Origin of the sequence: Luteibacter mycovicinus (genome assembly GCF_000745235.1) — a bacterium.
Taxonomy (GTDB): Bacteria; Pseudomonadota; Gammaproteobacteria; order Xanthomonadales; family Rhodanobacteraceae; genus Luteibacter; species Luteibacter mycovicinus.
This window is the reverse complement of record NZ_JQNL01000001.1, coordinates 1,444,165-1,459,905: the sequence shown is the minus strand read 5'-3', so window position 1 is coordinate 1,459,905 and position 15,741 is coordinate 1,444,165. Positions and strand designations below refer to the sequence as shown.

The 15,741-nt window shown below is 64.6% G+C and carries 11 protein-coding genes; 6 read left to right on the top strand and 5 right to left on the bottom strand.

The window, feature by feature from the left end:
- Positions 1-3 precede the first annotated feature (3 nt).
- The gene (locus FA85_RS06640; RefSeq protein WP_081907638.1) at positions 4-882 is read left to right on the top strand and encodes an EamA family transporter; all 879 of its coding nucleotides are present in this window, start codon (positions 4-6) and stop codon (positions 880-882) included.
- 55 nt (positions 883-937) lie between these two features.
- Here FA85_RS06640 and FA85_RS06635 read toward each other — a convergent pair whose 3' ends face one another.
- The gene (locus tag FA85_RS06635; RefSeq protein ID WP_036110521.1) at positions 938-3,925 is read right to left on the bottom strand and encodes an autotransporter family protein; all 2,988 of its coding nucleotides are present in this window, start codon (positions 3,923-3,925) and stop codon (positions 938-940) included.
- A 314-nt stretch (positions 3,926-4,239) separates the two neighbouring features.
- Here FA85_RS06635 and FA85_RS21395 point away from each other — a divergent pair, with 314 nt between their 5' ends.
- The 4 genes from FA85_RS21395 to ligD all read left to right on the top strand — a co-directional run bounded on the left by FA85_RS21395 (position 4,240) and on the right by ligD (position 8,486).
- Positions 4,240-4,473, top strand: coding sequence for a hypothetical protein (locus tag FA85_RS21395; protein WP_036110522.1), 234 nt, complete (start codon positions 4,240-4,242; stop codon positions 4,471-4,473).
- Between the two features lie 205 nt (positions 4,474-4,678).
- Complete coding sequence (locus tag FA85_RS06625) at positions 4,679-6,562, top strand: CocE/NonD family hydrolase (RefSeq protein ID WP_428977060.1); 1,884 nt, start codon at positions 4,679-4,681, stop codon at positions 6,560-6,562.
- An 84-nt stretch (positions 6,563-6,646) separates the two neighbouring features.
- The gene (gene ku / locus FA85_RS06620; protein WP_036110526.1) at positions 6,647-7,600 is read left to right on the top strand and encodes a non-homologous end joining protein Ku; all 954 of its coding nucleotides are present in this window, start codon (positions 6,647-6,649) and stop codon (positions 7,598-7,600) included.
- A gap of 4 nt (positions 7,601-7,604) precedes the next feature.
- Positions 7,605-8,486, top strand: a complete 882-nt coding sequence (gene ligD / locus FA85_RS06615) for a non-homologous end-joining DNA ligase (RefSeq protein ID WP_036110529.1) — start codon at positions 7,605-7,607, stop codon at positions 8,484-8,486.
- Between the two features lie 50 nt (positions 8,487-8,536).
- Here the strand turns inward: ligD and FA85_RS06610 are convergent, their stop codons facing one another.
- The 4 genes from FA85_RS06610 to FA85_RS06595 all read right to left on the bottom strand — a co-directional run bounded on the left by FA85_RS06610 (position 8,537) and on the right by FA85_RS06595 (position 13,208).
- Positions 8,537-9,754, bottom strand: coding sequence for an AGE family epimerase/isomerase (locus FA85_RS06610; RefSeq protein WP_036110532.1), 1,218 nt, complete (start codon positions 9,752-9,754; stop codon positions 8,537-8,539).
- Positions 9,751-10,731 (bottom strand): carbohydrate kinase family protein, encoded by a 981-nt coding sequence (locus FA85_RS06605; protein ID WP_036110536.1) that lies wholly within the window; start codon positions 10,729-10,731, stop codon positions 9,751-9,753. The genes FA85_RS06610 and FA85_RS06605 overlap by 4 nt, the downstream gene beginning before the upstream one ends.
- Before the next feature lie 75 nt (positions 10,732-10,806).
- Positions 10,807-12,117 (bottom strand): L-fucose:H+ symporter permease, encoded by a 1,311-nt coding sequence (fucP, locus tag FA85_RS06600; protein ID WP_428977059.1) that lies wholly within the window; start codon positions 12,115-12,117, stop codon positions 10,807-10,809.
- Between the two features lie 41 nt (positions 12,118-12,158).
- The gene (locus FA85_RS06595) at positions 12,159-13,208 is read right to left on the bottom strand and encodes a LacI family DNA-binding transcriptional regulator (protein ID WP_036110551.1); all 1,050 of its coding nucleotides are present in this window, start codon (positions 13,206-13,208) and stop codon (positions 12,159-12,161) included.
- A gap of 145 nt (positions 13,209-13,353) precedes the next feature.
- Between FA85_RS06595 and FA85_RS06590 the strand changes: the two genes are divergently transcribed.
- Positions 13,354-15,702 (top strand): GH92 family glycosyl hydrolase, encoded by a 2,349-nt coding sequence (locus FA85_RS06590; RefSeq protein ID WP_036110553.1) that lies wholly within the window; start codon positions 13,354-13,356, stop codon positions 15,700-15,702.
- Positions 15,703-15,741: the final 39 nt, after the last annotated feature.

Sequence of the window (15,741 nt, the reverse complement as noted above, 5' to 3'; positions counted from 1 at the left end):
GCCATGACTCCCCGCCAAACCTCTCTCTGGCTGCCGGCCCTGGCCGTGCTCGGCTCGGTGACCTCGTTGTGCATCGGCACGTCGTTCGCGAAACGATTGTTTCCTCTCATCGGCGCGGAGGGCACGTCGGCGCTCCGCGTGGGTTTTTCCGCGATCGTTCTCGTGCTGTTCTGGCGGCCCTGGCGCTGGCCGCTCAGTCGGCGTGACGCCGGCTTCGTGATCCGCTACGGGTTGACGCTGGGCGTCATGAATCTGCTTTTCTATCTGGCGCTACGAACCATTCCGTTCGGTATCGCCGTTGCCATCGAGTTCAGCGGGCCCCTGGCCGTGGCGATGCTCGCTTCGCGAAGGGCGATCGACTTCGTCTGGCTCGCCTTCGCCGTCATTGGGCTGGGCATGCTGTTACCGCTGGCCGGTCAGCATACGGTCGATCCCACGGGCGTAGCGCTCGCGCTCGGTGCGGCCGTTTGCTGGGCGCTCTATATCGTTTTCGGTAAGCAGGCCGGCCATTTGCATGCGGGTCATTCGGTCTCGCTGGGTCTGGTGGCGGCCAGTCTGGTCGTGGTGCCTTACGGTGTCGCCCACGCGGGGTCCACCCTGCCGCACCCCGCGATTCTGCTGGCGGGACTGGGTGTGGCCATCGTATCGAGCGCGATCCCGATGTCGCTGGAGATGATGGCTCTGAAGCGCCTGCCGAGTGAAACGTTCGGCATCATGGTCAGCCTTGAGCCAGCGGTAGCTTCGCTATGGGCCATGTTGCTGCTCGGCGAACTGCTTACCGTTTCGCAGTGGAGCGCGATCGGCTTTATCGTCGTGGCCTCCATAGGAAGCACGGTAACGGCAAAGCGCGGCGTTGTTTCATCGCCTGAGGTAGTCGGCTGACAGCGGACGCCGCATCGGTCATCCCGGGTCGCCGACGGCGACCCGGGACCCGCGTTTACCAGGCGCGACGAATGCCCAGACTGCCGGTGACACGGCGATACCCATGCGTGCCGAAGCGCGTTTCGACGTCGGACCACGCGCGCCACCCGTTGGCACGTAGCAAGGTCAGACCCAGCTTCAGCGCGTAGGCATTGCGCGGCACGCCTGCGTTGAAGGTATCCGTCCCGATTTGCGTCGCATCCAGGCGGCCGAGGCGACGCAGCCAGCTGGCCGAGAAGTAGGGCGATGCCGTGTGGCCTCCGGGCGTGTGCCAGCGTGCCGCGCCGCGCAGGCCGAGGCGCCCCGTGGCACCACTCGCATGCAGCGGCGTGACGCGTGTCCCATTGGCTTCGGTGAGCGAGCCACCACGAAGCCTTGTCGCGAGGACCTGCGCCTGCGGTTCGAGATAGACGTCCGTGTCGCGATTGAGCGCCAGGCGCCAGCGACGGCCGGCCTCGAGGCTGGCGCTCAGGGCGCCGCTCCCGTAGCGCTCATCCGCCAGGGCATCGCCTTCCAGGCGCTGGTTGAAATGAGCGTACTGGGCCCACCCGCGCACGTACGTGCCATCGTCCAGACGTACGCCGCCGTAAAGACCGGTGGCCGTCCCGCGCACGCGCCCCTTCGCCGAGTAGTGTGTCAGCGCCGACGTGGCACGCGTGTCCGCGCTCCCGGCCGCGGCCATGACGCCCAGATAGCCTTCGGACGAGGAATCGCTGCGAAGCAGATCGGCACCGAGGGTCAGCTCGCTGGTCGACGCGGTCGTCGTGAGTTCGTCGCCGATGTTGAAAGCGGTATGGCGCCGGTCGAATCGTGCCCACACGCTTTGCCTCACGCCTTCGCGCTCGTCGTCCTCGCCGCCGCCGGGTCCGCCCTGGAACATTTCGAGCGCCGCCGTCTGGTTGGCGCGGTAGGTGCCGACCTCGGGGCGCAACACCGGGGGTGGCGGGCGCGGCGGATCGACAACGGCCGGGACGTCCGGATTCTCGGTCACGGGATCGGTGTCCGGATCGCCCGGCACGATAACCGGGTCGACGACGGGGTCGGTGATCGACGATCGCAGATACCAACCGCCGTCGGATGGATTCTTCAACGAGCCCTTGTGGAGAAAATATTCGTAAGGACCGGCCACCGCACGGCCAAGTAACGCGAAGACGCCGTCCGAGCGACCGTCGACGCGGACGAGCTGGATACCTTCTTGCGTCACATCGCCCTGGCTGCCCAGGGTGTCGACGGCAATGCCGCTGGTGCCGGATGTGTTGCCCAGCACATGGATGCGATCGGCGGGCGACGAATCATCGCCGAGGCGCGCGCGCATACGAAAGACGCCGTCCTTTCCGTCATAGTCTCCCGAAATGGTCAGTGTGGCGAATGCATCGGGACGCTCAGGCGCGAAGGTCACGACGCCCGCATGGTTGCTCAGGTGGTCGACCCGGCTGTCGGCGGTCACGTTCCAGGTGCCCCCGGATTGGAGGGAGAGATCGCGAACGATGGAGGTCGCACCCGTCCAGCGAGCGCCGGAGGTGATGTCCAGCGACAGCTTCGTATTGTCGGGAACGGCGTCACCGTCCGCAGGGATGCGGCGGATAATGCCGTCCGCGGTTGCCGCGTTCTGAAGCGTGACGGTGATGGGCTGCTCCGATTCGGGAGTCAGGTCGACGAACACGCCGTTGCCACCCCTGATGACCGTGCCGTCGAAACGAAGACGCCCGGAGTCGCTCAGACTGAGCGCCGAGGCCTTGTCACTGATGAGCGAGCCTCCCTTCATGTCGAGTGCGCCCCCACGCACGACCCGGGCACCGAAGGCACCTGCGCCCTGAGTGACGATGTTCGTATTGCGGGCCCGTACGTCCGCATCGTTAACGACGAGGCCGTGGGCGTCGTCTCCTTCCGTTTCGATGGATGAGCCGGTGAAGTCGATACGGCCATCCCCTCGGGCGACCGCACCATGCGCCTTCGTTCCCGTCGTAAGGATCTTCGTATCTGCGGCATCGAGGCCTGGCGAAGCGTTGAAGTCACCACCCTGGACGTTGAGGCCGAATGCGGACTCGCCTGCCGTCGTGATGGAAACGCTGTCGAGGCCCACGGACGATGCGCGGTTATCGATGCCGATCGCGTTTTTCCCGGTGGTCGTCACGTTCGTCCGCGCCGCTACGATACGCTGGCCGTCGAGAACGTAGAGGCCATCTGCCTCGTCACCCCGGGTATGCCACTCGCCGCCCTGGATCGTAATCTGGCCATGCAGTGTGTTTGCATCGAGCGCATGCGCCGACTCGCCGCCCGTGCTGATGTTTACGTCGGTCAACGAGGCCGTCGCGCCCAGCATCACGTGCACGCCCGTGCTGTCGTCTCCGTCGGTGCGTACCGTCGTTTCAGTCGCCTGGAGCGCGGATGCCGTCGCTCTGTCGGGCGTGGAGCCGTCTACATACAGGGCATGAGCGGTCTTGCCCCGGGTCGTGATGGTCGTCCCTTTGACCGACACGTTGCCTCCTTCGATGCCGCGGATGCCGATCGCCGTGTCACCGCCGGTCGTGATGCTGCCTCCGGTCAGGACGCCGCCGGCGTTTCCCTCGAAGGCCGCGCCCAGGGCGCCGGCTCCCTCGGTGATGATCGTCGTGCCGGTCAGCGTGACGTTCGCGGCTATGCCGGTATCCCTGGCACGGATGCCGTATGCCAGGTTTTCCCGTGTATGCAGGGTGCCTCCTTCGATCGTCAGTTCGCTCCGGTTATCGGTGATGAAGACGGCGTGCGACTGAAAGCCAAACGTGTCGAACGTGGCATGGCCGACATGGGCGGCGCCCTTTTTTTCCACCTGAAGGACGTAGGAAGAGGCGGCGCGCGTTTCATACGTGCCGTCGGGGACGTCCAGGTTCTTGTCGGCCCCGGCAAGAAACAGCGGCGTTTCGGCGCCCGCCACGGGAGGCAGGAAGGCGGCTACGAGGGCGGTGAGGTAGCGGCGTCGCATGGGGGAGCGACGGCGCGGGTGGGGGATGTGGGGGGTACTCATGAAGCGTCTCTCCTTGTCTGGCCGTCGGCAGGGCGCCGACGGCAACTTCCGAATGACAGAGTAGGGACTGGCTTCCGAGGGGGGAACGCGATTATTCTGAAAATGTCTGCGAGCACGTCTAGCGCTGCGCCGCCGGACATCCACGCTTCACTATGGTCGTTGCATCCTAGGCGAGCCTATCTTCGGACCGGTTCGTCGAGGACGCGAGTGTTATCCGCCTGCTGGTGCGGCAAAATCCGTGGGGTACTGCCTATTCAGGGCGGAATTCCATCGTCGTATCCGCCTATGTATTACAAAATGAGGAGCAAAGAATCATGAAGGTCATTTCCCTTACCGCCCTGGCGTTTGTCGCCGTCGCCGCCCTGTCGGGCTGCAACAAGTCGGAAGACGCCACTCCGGCTGCCACCCCGGCTGCCGCTTCGACGGCTCCGGCTGCTGCCCCGGCTCCGGCTGCTCCGGCCGCCGCTTCGACGGCTCCGACCGCTGCTCCGGCTGCTGCTTCGACGGCTCCGGCCGCTCCGGCTGCCGCTTCGACTGCTGCCAAGTAAGTCGCTTCGGGTTCCTTCGGGACTCCTGTGCGAAGAAAGTGCCGTCCCTTTGGGGGCGGCATTTTTTTGCCCGCACGGAGCGTGCCACGCGGGCGGGAGCTGAGAAAGGTCGTAGCCCTTCCATTCAGGATGCGGCACGCTAGGGCGGCTCCTCCGTCCCACAGCCACAGGAATCCCGATGACGTCCCGTTCCGTTCTGCTTCCCATGCTGGCGCTTTCCTTCGCCGTCGCCTCGTCCCTCGCCGCGGCGCAGACCGCGCCCATGACGCCGGATATCCCGGCGAAGTTCGAGAGCCCCCTGGCGGCCAACGACTACATCAAGCGTGTCGTCGAGATCCCGATGCGCGACGGCGTGAAGCTTCACACCGTCATCGTGATTCCCAGGAACGCGAAGCACGCGCCGATCCTGCTGACCCGTACCCCCTACAACGCCGACGGGCGCGCCCAGCGCACGGACGCCCATACGATGCGCGACCTGCTGCCCGAGGGCGACGAGGTCTTCGTCGACGCCGGCTATATCCGTGTTTTCCAGGACATCCGTGGCAAGTATGGCTCCGAGGGCGACTACGTCATGACGCGTCCCCTTCGTGGGCCGCTCAATTCGTCCGAGGTCGATCACTCGACCGACGCCTACGACACGATCGACTGGCTGACGAAAAATTTGCCCGAGTCCAACGGCAAGGTCGGCATGATCGGTTCGTCGTACGAGGGCTTTACGGTGGTCATGGCGCTGGTCAATCCGCATCCGGCACTCAAGGTGGCCGCGCCTGAAAGCCCCATGGTGGATGGCTGGATGGGCGACGACTGGTTCCACTACGGTGCCTTCCGCCAGACCAATTTCGACTACATCGCCGGCCAGAATTCGAAACGCGGCAAGGGCGACGCCGTGACGCATGCGGGCTACGACGACTACTCGAATTTCCTCACGGCGGGCTCGGCAGGTGATTACGCCCGGGCCGCCGGCCTCGATCAGCTGCCCTATTGGCGCAAGCTGAGCGAGCACCCCGCCTACGACGCCTATTGGCAGGACCAGGCGCTGGATAAGGAAATGGCCCGTCAGCCGCTCAAGGTACCCGTCATGTGGCTGCAGGGCCTGTGGGACCAGGAAGACATGTGGGGCGCCATCCATAGTTACGAAGCCGTTGAGCCGAAGGACAAGGGCAACGACAAGAACTTCCTGGTCATGGGTCCGTGGCGGCACAGTCAGGTGAACTACAACGCCTCGTCGCTGGGTGCGCTCAACTGGGACGGCGACACCGCGCTGCAGTTCCGCCGCGACGTGCTCCTGCCGTTCTTCAACCAGTACCTGGTCGACGGCGCGCCCAGGGCGAAGACGCCTCCGGTGCTGATCTACAACACCGGCGAAAACCACTGGGACCGCTTCCCGTCGTGGCCGCAGGGTAAAACGACCCGTCCCCTGTATCTCAGTGCCAATGGAAAGTTGTCGTTTACGGCCCCCGTGGACGGCGCGCCGAAGTATGACGAGTACGTTTCCGATCCCGCCAAGCCGGTGCCCTACGTACCGCGCCCGGTGCATTTTGCCGATCGCCAGTCATGGACGACGTGGCTGGTCCAGGATCAGCGGTTTGCCGATGGACGCCCGGATGTCGTGACCTACATGACCGAGCCGCTGACGGCTCCCCTGCGCGTTGCCGGCGCTCCGCAGGTGAATCTCTACGCCTCGACGAGCGGCACGGACAGCGACTGGGTGGTCAAGCTGATCGACGTCTATCCCGAAACGAACGCGTCGACGCCCGCCATGGGGGGCTACGAGCTCTCGGTGTCGATGGACATCCTGCGCGGGCGGTATCGCGAGGGGTTCAGCGAGGCGAAGCCGCTGACGCCTGACACGCCGCTCGAATACCGCTTCGGACTGCCGACGGTGAACCACACATTCCTGCCGGGGCACCGCGTCATGGTTCAGGTGCAGTCCTCCTGGTTCCCGCTGTACGACCGCAACCCGCAGACCTTCGTGCCGAACATCTTCTTTGCCAGGCCGTCCGACTACCGGAAGGCCACGCAGCAGATCTGGCACGCGCCGGGTACGGCCAGTGCGATCGAGCTGCCGGTGATCGACGCCGGCAAGTAAAAGCAGTGTGCAGGGACGCCTTTGGCGTTCCCTGCACGTCGTCGGCGCGATGCTCGGGCCTCCCGCTGCCCGAGGATCGCCCGTATGGCCCGCCCCATCTGGACCGGTACATTGTCGTTCGGTCTGCTCAACGTGCCGATCCGCCTGATGTCGGGCGAGCGCCGCAACGACATTCACTTCCGTATGCTCGACCAGCGGAGCAACACACCGGTTCGCTACGAGCGCGTCAACGCCGATACCGGCGAAGAGGTGCCCTGGAAGGACATCGTCAAGGCGTTCGAATATCAGAAGGGCAGTTATGTCGTCCTGGAAGAGGACGACATCAAGAATGCGGCCAGCGACGCGCATGAGACGGTGGAAATCGACGCGTTTGTCGACGCCGCCTCCATCGCGCCTTCGTACTTCGAAAAGCCGTACATCCTGCTTCCGGCCAAGAAGGCTGAGAAGGGTTATGTCCTGCTCCGCGAAACCCTGAAGAAGACCGGCAAGATCGGTATCGCGCGTGTCGTCATCCGCACGAAGGAGTACCTCGCGGCGGTGATGCCGCAGGGCGATGGTCTGGTTCTCAACATCCTCCGTTATCAGTCCGAAATCGTCGATATGAACGATTACGAGCTGCCCGACAAGGGCGCGTCGTCATACCGCATATCGCCACGCGAAATCGAGATGGCCTCGGACCTGATCGAGTCGATGTCCGCCGAATGGTCGCCCGGTGACTACCGGGACGAGTTCCGCGACAAGTTGCGCAAGACGATCGAGAAGCGTCTTAAGACCAAGGGCGTCACGACCACGGTGGACGATGAAGACGACCGGACACCGGAGAACGCCACCACCAACGTCGTCGACTTCATGGCCCTGCTGAAGAAAAGCCTGGGCGCAAAGACGCGAACGCCTGCGAAGAAGGATGCGGTCGGCGCGGCTCCCGTGAAAAAAACAGCCACGAAGAAAACCGCCGCGAAAAAAACGGCGGCAAAAAAGGCGCCCGTGAAGAAGACGGCGGCGCGCAAGACACCTGCCAAGCGCCGCCGGGCGGGCTGACGCCATGGATCCGCTTATCGTCGACGGCGTCGCCATCACGCACCCCGACCGCGAGGTGTTCGGTGAAGGCGGGCCGACCAAGGGTGATGTGGCCGCTTACTACGAAGCGGTGGCGTCACACATGCTGCCGGAGTTGCATGGACGCCCGTTGTCGGTCGTGCGGTGTCCCCGCGGAACGACGGGCGCGTGCTTCTTTCAGAAGCACCACGCGGATGCGCTGGGCAAGCATGTCAAAGCGGTAAAGCTGAAAGAGAAGGACGGAGGTACCGCGGAATACCTGTACGTCGAGGATGTCGAAGGCGTTCTCGAACTCATACAGATGAACACGCTGGAGTTTCATCCGTGGGGTGCACGGGTCGAGGATCCGGATCGGCCCGATCGTCTCATCTTCGATATCGATCCCGCTGCGGGCGTCGAGTGGAAGGCTGTGGTCGCATGTGCCCGGGCCATCCGCGAGCGACTGGCCGCCGCCGGCCTCGAATCGTTTGTGCGCACATCGGGAGGCAAGGGTCTGCACGTGGTCGCGCCGTTCGACCGCGGACCGTCGTGGGAGGTGTTGAAGTCCTTCTGCGAAGGCGTTGCGCGCGACATGGTGGATGCTGCCCCGACACGGTATATCGCGGAAGCGAGCAAGGCGAAGCGTGAAGGGCTGATCTTTATCGACTGGCTACGCAACACGAGGGGTGCGACCAGCGTCACGGGATGGTCGCTGCGTGCACGCGCGGGGGCGCCGGTCGCCATGCCGGTACGCTGGGAGGAGATAGCGCGGCTCAAGACAGGCGCTGCATTCGACCTGTCAAAAGCGTTGAAACGGGCGAGGTCACTGACGGCGGACCCGTGGGATGGGATGGCGACGCTGAAGCAGTCGCTGCCATCGAAGCGTTGAAGGGATGCGGGCGGGAATGAATCGCCCGCATACCTTCAATGCAGGCCCTGTCACCTCTGCATACGGCGCAGGGAGGCCATGATTTCGTAGCACGCGCCCATGGTGTGGTAGTCGGTCTTGCCGGCGGGGCTCTTTTCGTCGTCGTACTTCTCGTTGTTGCGCTTGAGAATGCGATACCACGCGCCATACGTGTGATCGACGAAGTGCTCCCAGCTGTAAGCCCAGATCTTCTCGTAAGCCTCGTCGTACTTCTTCTCACCCGTGGTCTCGAACAGGAGCTGCGCGGCACCGAGCGATTCGGCCTGCACCCAGAAATACTTGTCGTCGTCGCAGACGTCGCCCTCGGGCGAGAATCCGTATGCGATGCCGCCATACTGGCCGTCCCAGGCCTTGGCCAGCGCCTCGTCGAACAGATGCTTCGCGGTTGGCACCAGCCACGGCTTATGTTTCGGCGTGCCCCTGGTGTAACGCTCGAGCATGAGCAGCAGCTTGGCCCATTCGGTCTGGTGGCCTGGCTGGAAACCCCAGGGACGGAACAGATGCTTGGGATTGTCGAGGTTGTATTCCCAGTCGATCGTCCAGTCGCTGTGGTAGTGCTCCCACACCAGCTTCTGGGGCGTGAGGCCTGCCTGACGCTGGGTCATGTTCTCGGCCAGCAGCAGCGCACGGTCGAGGTAGCGGTCGTCCTTCGTGGCTTCCCACGCGGCGATCATGGCCTCGGTCATGTGCATGTTCGCGTTCTGGCCGCGGTAACCGGTGAAGTTCCAGTCCTTGTCGGCTTCGTCGCGGTACAGACCGTACGTCGGCTCGAAGTAACGCTTTTCGAGCAGATCCCAGATCTCGCCCTGCCATGCCTTCGCTTCGTCGAAACCGACTTTGACGCCGCAGGAATAGGCCAGCAGCATGAAGGCCAGGCCGTAGCAGTGATTCATCTGGTCGTCGCGCTTACCGTCGGCGATGGTCCAGGCGTAACCGCCGGTTTCCGGGTTCAGATGCACCTCGCGCAGGTACTTCAACCCGTGCATGGTGAGTTCCTTGTCCTCGGGCTTCCTGAACTCGAGGTAGGCCATGGCGTGGTTGAACACGAAGCGCGTGCTGGAGACGAGGTGGCGATGAGTCTTGTCGTAGACCGAGCCATCGTCCTTGAAGTACTGGAAGAAGCCGCCCGCGGGGTCGACTTCGTTCGGCTTATAGAACGCCATGGTCTTTGCGACATGGTCGCGGAGGACATCGACGTTGTGAAAATCGGGGAGGGGGACAGTCGTCATGCGTGCTTCTCCATGAAGGCCTTCACTTCGGCCTGGTCGGGAATGGCGGTGAACGAGCCCTTGCGGGTGGCGGTAATCGCGCCGCAGGCGGCGGCGAAACGGACGAGGTCGACCAGGCGTGCTTCGTCCGCGATCAGTGCGTCGAAGCTGGCCGGTGTGACCTTTTCATGGTCGAGACGCGCGAGGAGGCCGCCGACAAACGCATCGCCGGCGGCGGTCGTGTCCACGGCTTCGACCGCATAGCCCTTCAGTTCGCCCTTTGCCTCACGGGTGAACCAGCGCATCGGTTCGCCGCCGTCGGTGACGAGCAGCAGGCGCGCCTTGCCGCGCCAGAGGCGCTCGAGCACGGCATCGTCGGAGCCGGCGCCCGCGTGGATAAACGCGAACTCCTCGGCGCTGAGCTTGATCACGTCGGCTTCGTTCAGCGTTTCCCAGAGGCGCGGCAGCGGCGCTTCATCCTTCGGCCACAAGGCGGGTCGCAGATTCATGTCGAAGCTGACCAGCGCGCCGGCGGTCCGGGCGCGACGCATGCCTTCGACCGTGGTCGCAGCGATCGCGGCTTCGGTCAGGGAATTCGAACAGACGTGAAAGATCGACACATCGTCGAAGGCCCCGGCACGGAAGTGCTCGGGACGGAACAGCAGGTCCGCGGCGGGCGGACGGTAGAAACTGAAGCTACGATCGCCCTTGTCGTCATGCGCGACGAAAGCGAGTGCGGTGCGCGCCTCGTCGGTGCGGGCCACATCGTCCGTGCCGACACCGAGATCCTTGAGACTCTTGAGCAGGAAGTCGCCGAACATGTCGCGCGCGAGCATGCCGGCAAAGCGTGCCGTGGCACCAAGGAGGGCGGCGGCGACAGCGACGTTGGCGGGCGCACCGCCAGCAAAAGGAACGAAGGCGGGAGGCTGACCGGCGCCGCCCTGGGGCTGTGCGTGGAAATCGATCAGCGCCTCGCCGAAGCAGAGGATGGAAGACATGCGTACGGCCTGTCCTTTTCGGGCGAGGGATTGGAAAGACGACGGCCGGCATCGCGCCGGCCGTCGTCAGGAGCGTCAACCGGCCTTGGCGGCGACCGGGACGTTGCGGATCTTCGAGCCACTGAGGCCGTAGAACACGATGTACGCGTAGCAGATCAGCGGGACGAAGAAGGCGTGCTGCAGACCGATGTGATCGGCGATCGCGCCCTGGATGACCGGGATCAGCGCGCCACCGACGATGGCCATGATCAGCAGGCTCGACGCCTTGCTGGTGAGCGGACCCATGCGCTCGATACCCAGCGAGAAGATCGTCGGGAACATGATCGAGTTGAACAGACCGATGGCGACGATGCTGTACACGGCCACGGTGCCCGTGGTCACCATCGTGGTGATGACGAGCAGGACGTTGATCGCGGCGAACACGGCCAGCAGGACGCGCGGCGAGAACTTCGCGAGCAGGGCGGAACCGATGAAGCGGCCGACCATCGCGCCGCCCCAGTAGAACGCCACGTGCGAGGCGGCGACTTCACCCGTCATGTTGCCGATTTCCGGCAGCTGCAGGTAGTTGATCATGAAGCTGCCGATCGACACTTCGCCGCCGACGTAGAAGAAGATGCCGAGCACGCCGAAGAACACGTGCGGGGTCTTCAGGGCGTCCATCAGCGAGTGGTGGCTTTCGTCGGCCTTCTCGGTGGTTTCTTCCAGCTTGGGCAGGTTGAACAGGTAGACGCCGATGGCGATCACCACCAGGACCACGGCCAGGCCGATGTACGGAACCTGCACGGCGCTGGCTTCGGTCGCGCGGTAGCTCACCTGCTCGGCGGCGCTGAGCTTGGCGATGTCGTCGCTGCTCTTCACGGCGTTGGACAGGATCAGCACACCGCCGAAGAACGGCGCGAGGAAGGTGCCGAACGAGTTCAGCGCCTGGGCGAGCGTAAGGCGGCTGGAGGCCGTCTTCTCGGGACCGAGCAGTGCGACGTAGGGGTTGGCGGCAACCTGCAGCACGGTGATGCCGGTGGCCAGGATGAACAGCGCGCCGAGGAAGATCGGATACACGCGCATGCCGGCGGCCGGCCAGAACAGCGCCGCGCCGATGCCGGCGATGATCAGGCCGGCGACGATACCCTTCTTGTAACCGAGGGCCGCCACCAGCTTGCCCGCGGGCAGGCCCATGATGAAGTACGCACCGAAGAACGTGAACTGGATGAGCATCGCCTGGAAGTAGTTCAGCTCGAACACACCCTTAAGGTGCGGGATCAGGATGTCGTTCAGGCAGGTCAGGAAGCCCCACATGAAGAAGATCGTGGTCATCACGCCGAGAGCGAGCGGGAAATAGGTGTAGCGGGTGTCGCCCGAATTCGCCGACGAGGGCGAAGAGGTGGGCAATGGCGTGGATCCGGTGGCCATGGGGCGCTCCAGTTGGTGGGTCAGGGAGAAGACGGCGGGCAGCTGCTTTCGCGTACGACCAGCCGTACTGGCGCGATCGTATAAGCGGTGTCCGTCTCGGGGTTGGTAAGTCTTTCAAGAATGAGCTCGGCGCTGCGTCGGCCCAGGCCACGCGGATCGACCGCGATGGTGGTCAGGGGCGGCACGCATACCGAGGCCTCGGCGACGTCATCGAAACCGGTCAGAGCGAAGTCCTCGCCCGGGCGCCGGCCGCGTTTGGTCAGGCCAAGGATAAGCCCGAGCGCGACGGCGTCGTTGTAGCAAACCGCCGCCGTAGGCGCGGGATCGCGTGCGAACAGGGCGCCGGTCTGCCGGGCGGCTTCGAGGCGAGTGGGCGCGCTCTCCACCAGCCAGCTGGGATCGACCTTGAGTCCCGCGTCCTGCATGGCGCCCGCGTAGCCGCGGCGGCGCTGGGCGACCGAGCTGGAATCGCGGTGGCCGCCGAAGAAAGCGATGCGCTCGTGGCCGAGCGCGATGAGGTGTTCGGTCGCCAGTCGGGCGCCGTGCTCGTTGTCCATCTCGAGCGTGTCCCAGCGATGGGCGCCCTCGTCGTCCGGAAGTTCGCGGTTGAACACCAGCAGGGGCGTGTGCATGCCGACCGCGGCCAGCACCTGTTCGCCCTCGCTGCCTTCGGCGGGCGAGAGGATGATGCCTGCCGGACCGTGTTCCACCAGCGAGTTGAGCACCGCCTGCTGGCGATCGGGGGACTCCCCCGTGTTGCCGAGCAGGGTGACGTAACCCGCGCTGGCGAGGGCCTCATCGGCGCCGGCAGCGAATTCGGCGAAGAACGGGTTGCCCAGATCGTTGATGACCAGGCCGATACTGGAGGACGTCCGGCGACGCAGATTGGCGGCGGCGCGGTTATAAACGTAGCCCTGGCGCTTGAGCTCCGCCTCGACGCGCGCACGGGTGGCGGAGTTCACCAGGGGGCTGCCGCGCAGCACCAGGGACACCGTCGCTCGCGACACGTCGCAGCCCAGCGCGATATCGGCGAGCGTGACCTTGCGGCGTTGCGGGGTGATCCTGGGCATTGTGGCTCCTTCAAACGATCTAAACCGGGCGATCATCGCGCGGTAGGGTTCGGGATGCATCACGCACTGCAACATGCGCAGCCGCGCTATCTTTGCTACGTTCGACCTGTTTGTCACGATCCAAACGATCTGAGGGGAACCATCGATGCCGAGCTCCACCTGTCTGCGCCGCGGCCTGCTGTCCGCCGCCCTCGCCCTGGCCCTGCCGGCCCTCGCCTTCGCGGCCACCGCGGACAAACCGTCCGGTGCCTTCGAGGCCGTCGACCCCACGATCGGCACGGGTGGCGATGGTCATACGTTCCCCGGTGCGACCGTGCCTTTCGGCATGATCCAGCTCTCGCCGGACACGGCGATGCCCGATTTCAAGCACGCCTACAAATGGGCGGCCGGCTATCAGTACGGCGACTCGAGCATTCTGGGTTTTTCCCATACGCACTTCTCCGGCAGCGGCCATTCCGATCTGGGCGACGTGCTCGTCATGCCCATCGCCGGCGACGTCAAGCTGGATCCCGGTTCCCCCGACCAGCCCGGCAGCGGCTATCGCTCGCGTTTCGACCACAAGAGCGAGAAAGCCGAGGCAGGTTACTACGCCGTCACGCTGGCCGACTATGGCGTTCGTGCCGAGCTGACCGCCGGCTCACGGGTGGGCTGGCATCGGTACACGTTCCCTAAGGGCAAGCCGGCCCATCTGCTGCTCGACCTGCGTCCCAGCATCTACGACTACGACGGCAAGGTGCTGTGGTCGTCGGTTCGCGTGCGTAAGGACGGCACCGTCACCGGCGGCCGGACCACGCGGGGCTGGGCTCCCGGTCGTCAGCTGTATTTCGCGATGCGTTTCAACCAGCCGATGACGTCGCGCAGCCTGAAGAACCGCGAAGAGAACGTGCCGTACCGGGGCTTCGGTGGTCCGGGTAACCGGGCGGAAGACGCGGACGCCATGACCGGACGTGCGCTCGAGGGCGTGTTCGACTTCGGCGACCTCGGCAAGCCGCTGATCGTCAAGGTGGCCGTTTCCTCCGTCAGCGAAGACAACGCCGTGGCCAACCTCGATAAGGACGGTGAAGGCTTCGACTTCGATGCCCGCCGCGTGGAGGCCCGCCAGTCGTGGGAGAAGGTGCTGTCCACGGTGGACGTCAAGGCGCCGGCCGAGAGTCGCAGGATGTTCTATACCGCGCTGTACCACTCGATGATCTCGCCAAGCCTGTCGATGGACGTCAACGGCGAGTACCGCGGCCCGGACAACCAGGTTCACACGGCCAGGGGCTTCGATTTCTACTCGACCTGGTCGCTATGGGACGTCTATCGCGCCCAGCAGCCGCTGATCACGCTTCTGCGCCCCGACATGAGCAGCCAGTTCGTCAGTTCACTGATCGCCTCGCGCGAGTCCAGCCCCTTCGGCATCCTGCCCATCTGGGCCTACCAGGGCATGGAAACCTGGTGCATGGTCGGCTATCACGCCGTACCGGTCATTGCCGATGCGTATATGAAGGGCATCCGTGGCTACGACCCGGATAAGGCGCTCGAGGCCATGGTGGCCAGCGCCACGTACGGGCCGTATGGCGGCATCGACGACTACATGAAGCTCGGTTACGTGCCCATCGATCGGCAACCGGAGGCGGCGTCCAAGACGGTCGAATACGCGTTTGACGACTGGTCGCTGGCACGGATGGCCAAGGCCATGGGTAAGGACGATGTCGCCGCGACCTTCATGAAGCGTGCCGGCAACTGGAAGAACAGCTTCGATACGAAGACCGGCTTCCTTCGCGCCCGCAAGAGCGACGGCGGTTTCCGCGAGCCGTTCGACCCGTCGTCGGCCGCCTATGGCAGCGATTACACCGAAGGCAACGCGTGGCAGTACTCGTGGTACGTGCCGCAGGACGTCAAGGGCCTGATCGACGCGCTGGGCGGCAAGGACGCCTTCGTCAGGAAGCTGGACTCGGTATTCGACGCCAAGGTCGATCCCAAGTCGTTTGCGCACGTGGAAGACATCACCGGCCTGATCGGCTGGTACGCTCACGGCAACGAGCCGAGCCATCAGGTCGCTTACCTCTACGACTACGCGGGTCAGCCCTGGAAAACCCAGGAGCGCCTCGTCCAGATCATGAAGACCCAGTACTCACCGACGCCGACCGGCCTGGTCGGCAACGACGACCTGGGGCAGATGTCGGCCTGGTACATCTTCAGCTCGCTGGGGTTCTATCCGGTGGCGCCAGGCAGCAACCAGTACGTCATCGGTCGGCCGTTCGTCGAGAAGGCCACGCTGAATCTGCCGGGTGGCAAGCACTTCACGGTCTCGGCCGACCACCTGGATGCGAAGCATCCGTACGTGGGCAAGGTCACGCTGGACGGCAAGCCGCTGGACCGGACGTTCATCCGCCACGAAGAGATCGTCGCCGGTGGCGAGCTGCACTTCAGCATGCAGGCCGAGCCGGCGAAGGATTGGGGGCAGGGTCCGGCCTCGGCGCCTTATTCCATGAGCGATGCGTCACCCTGAGACTGTAACGAGTGCGCTCACGATGTCTTCACGGCTTTT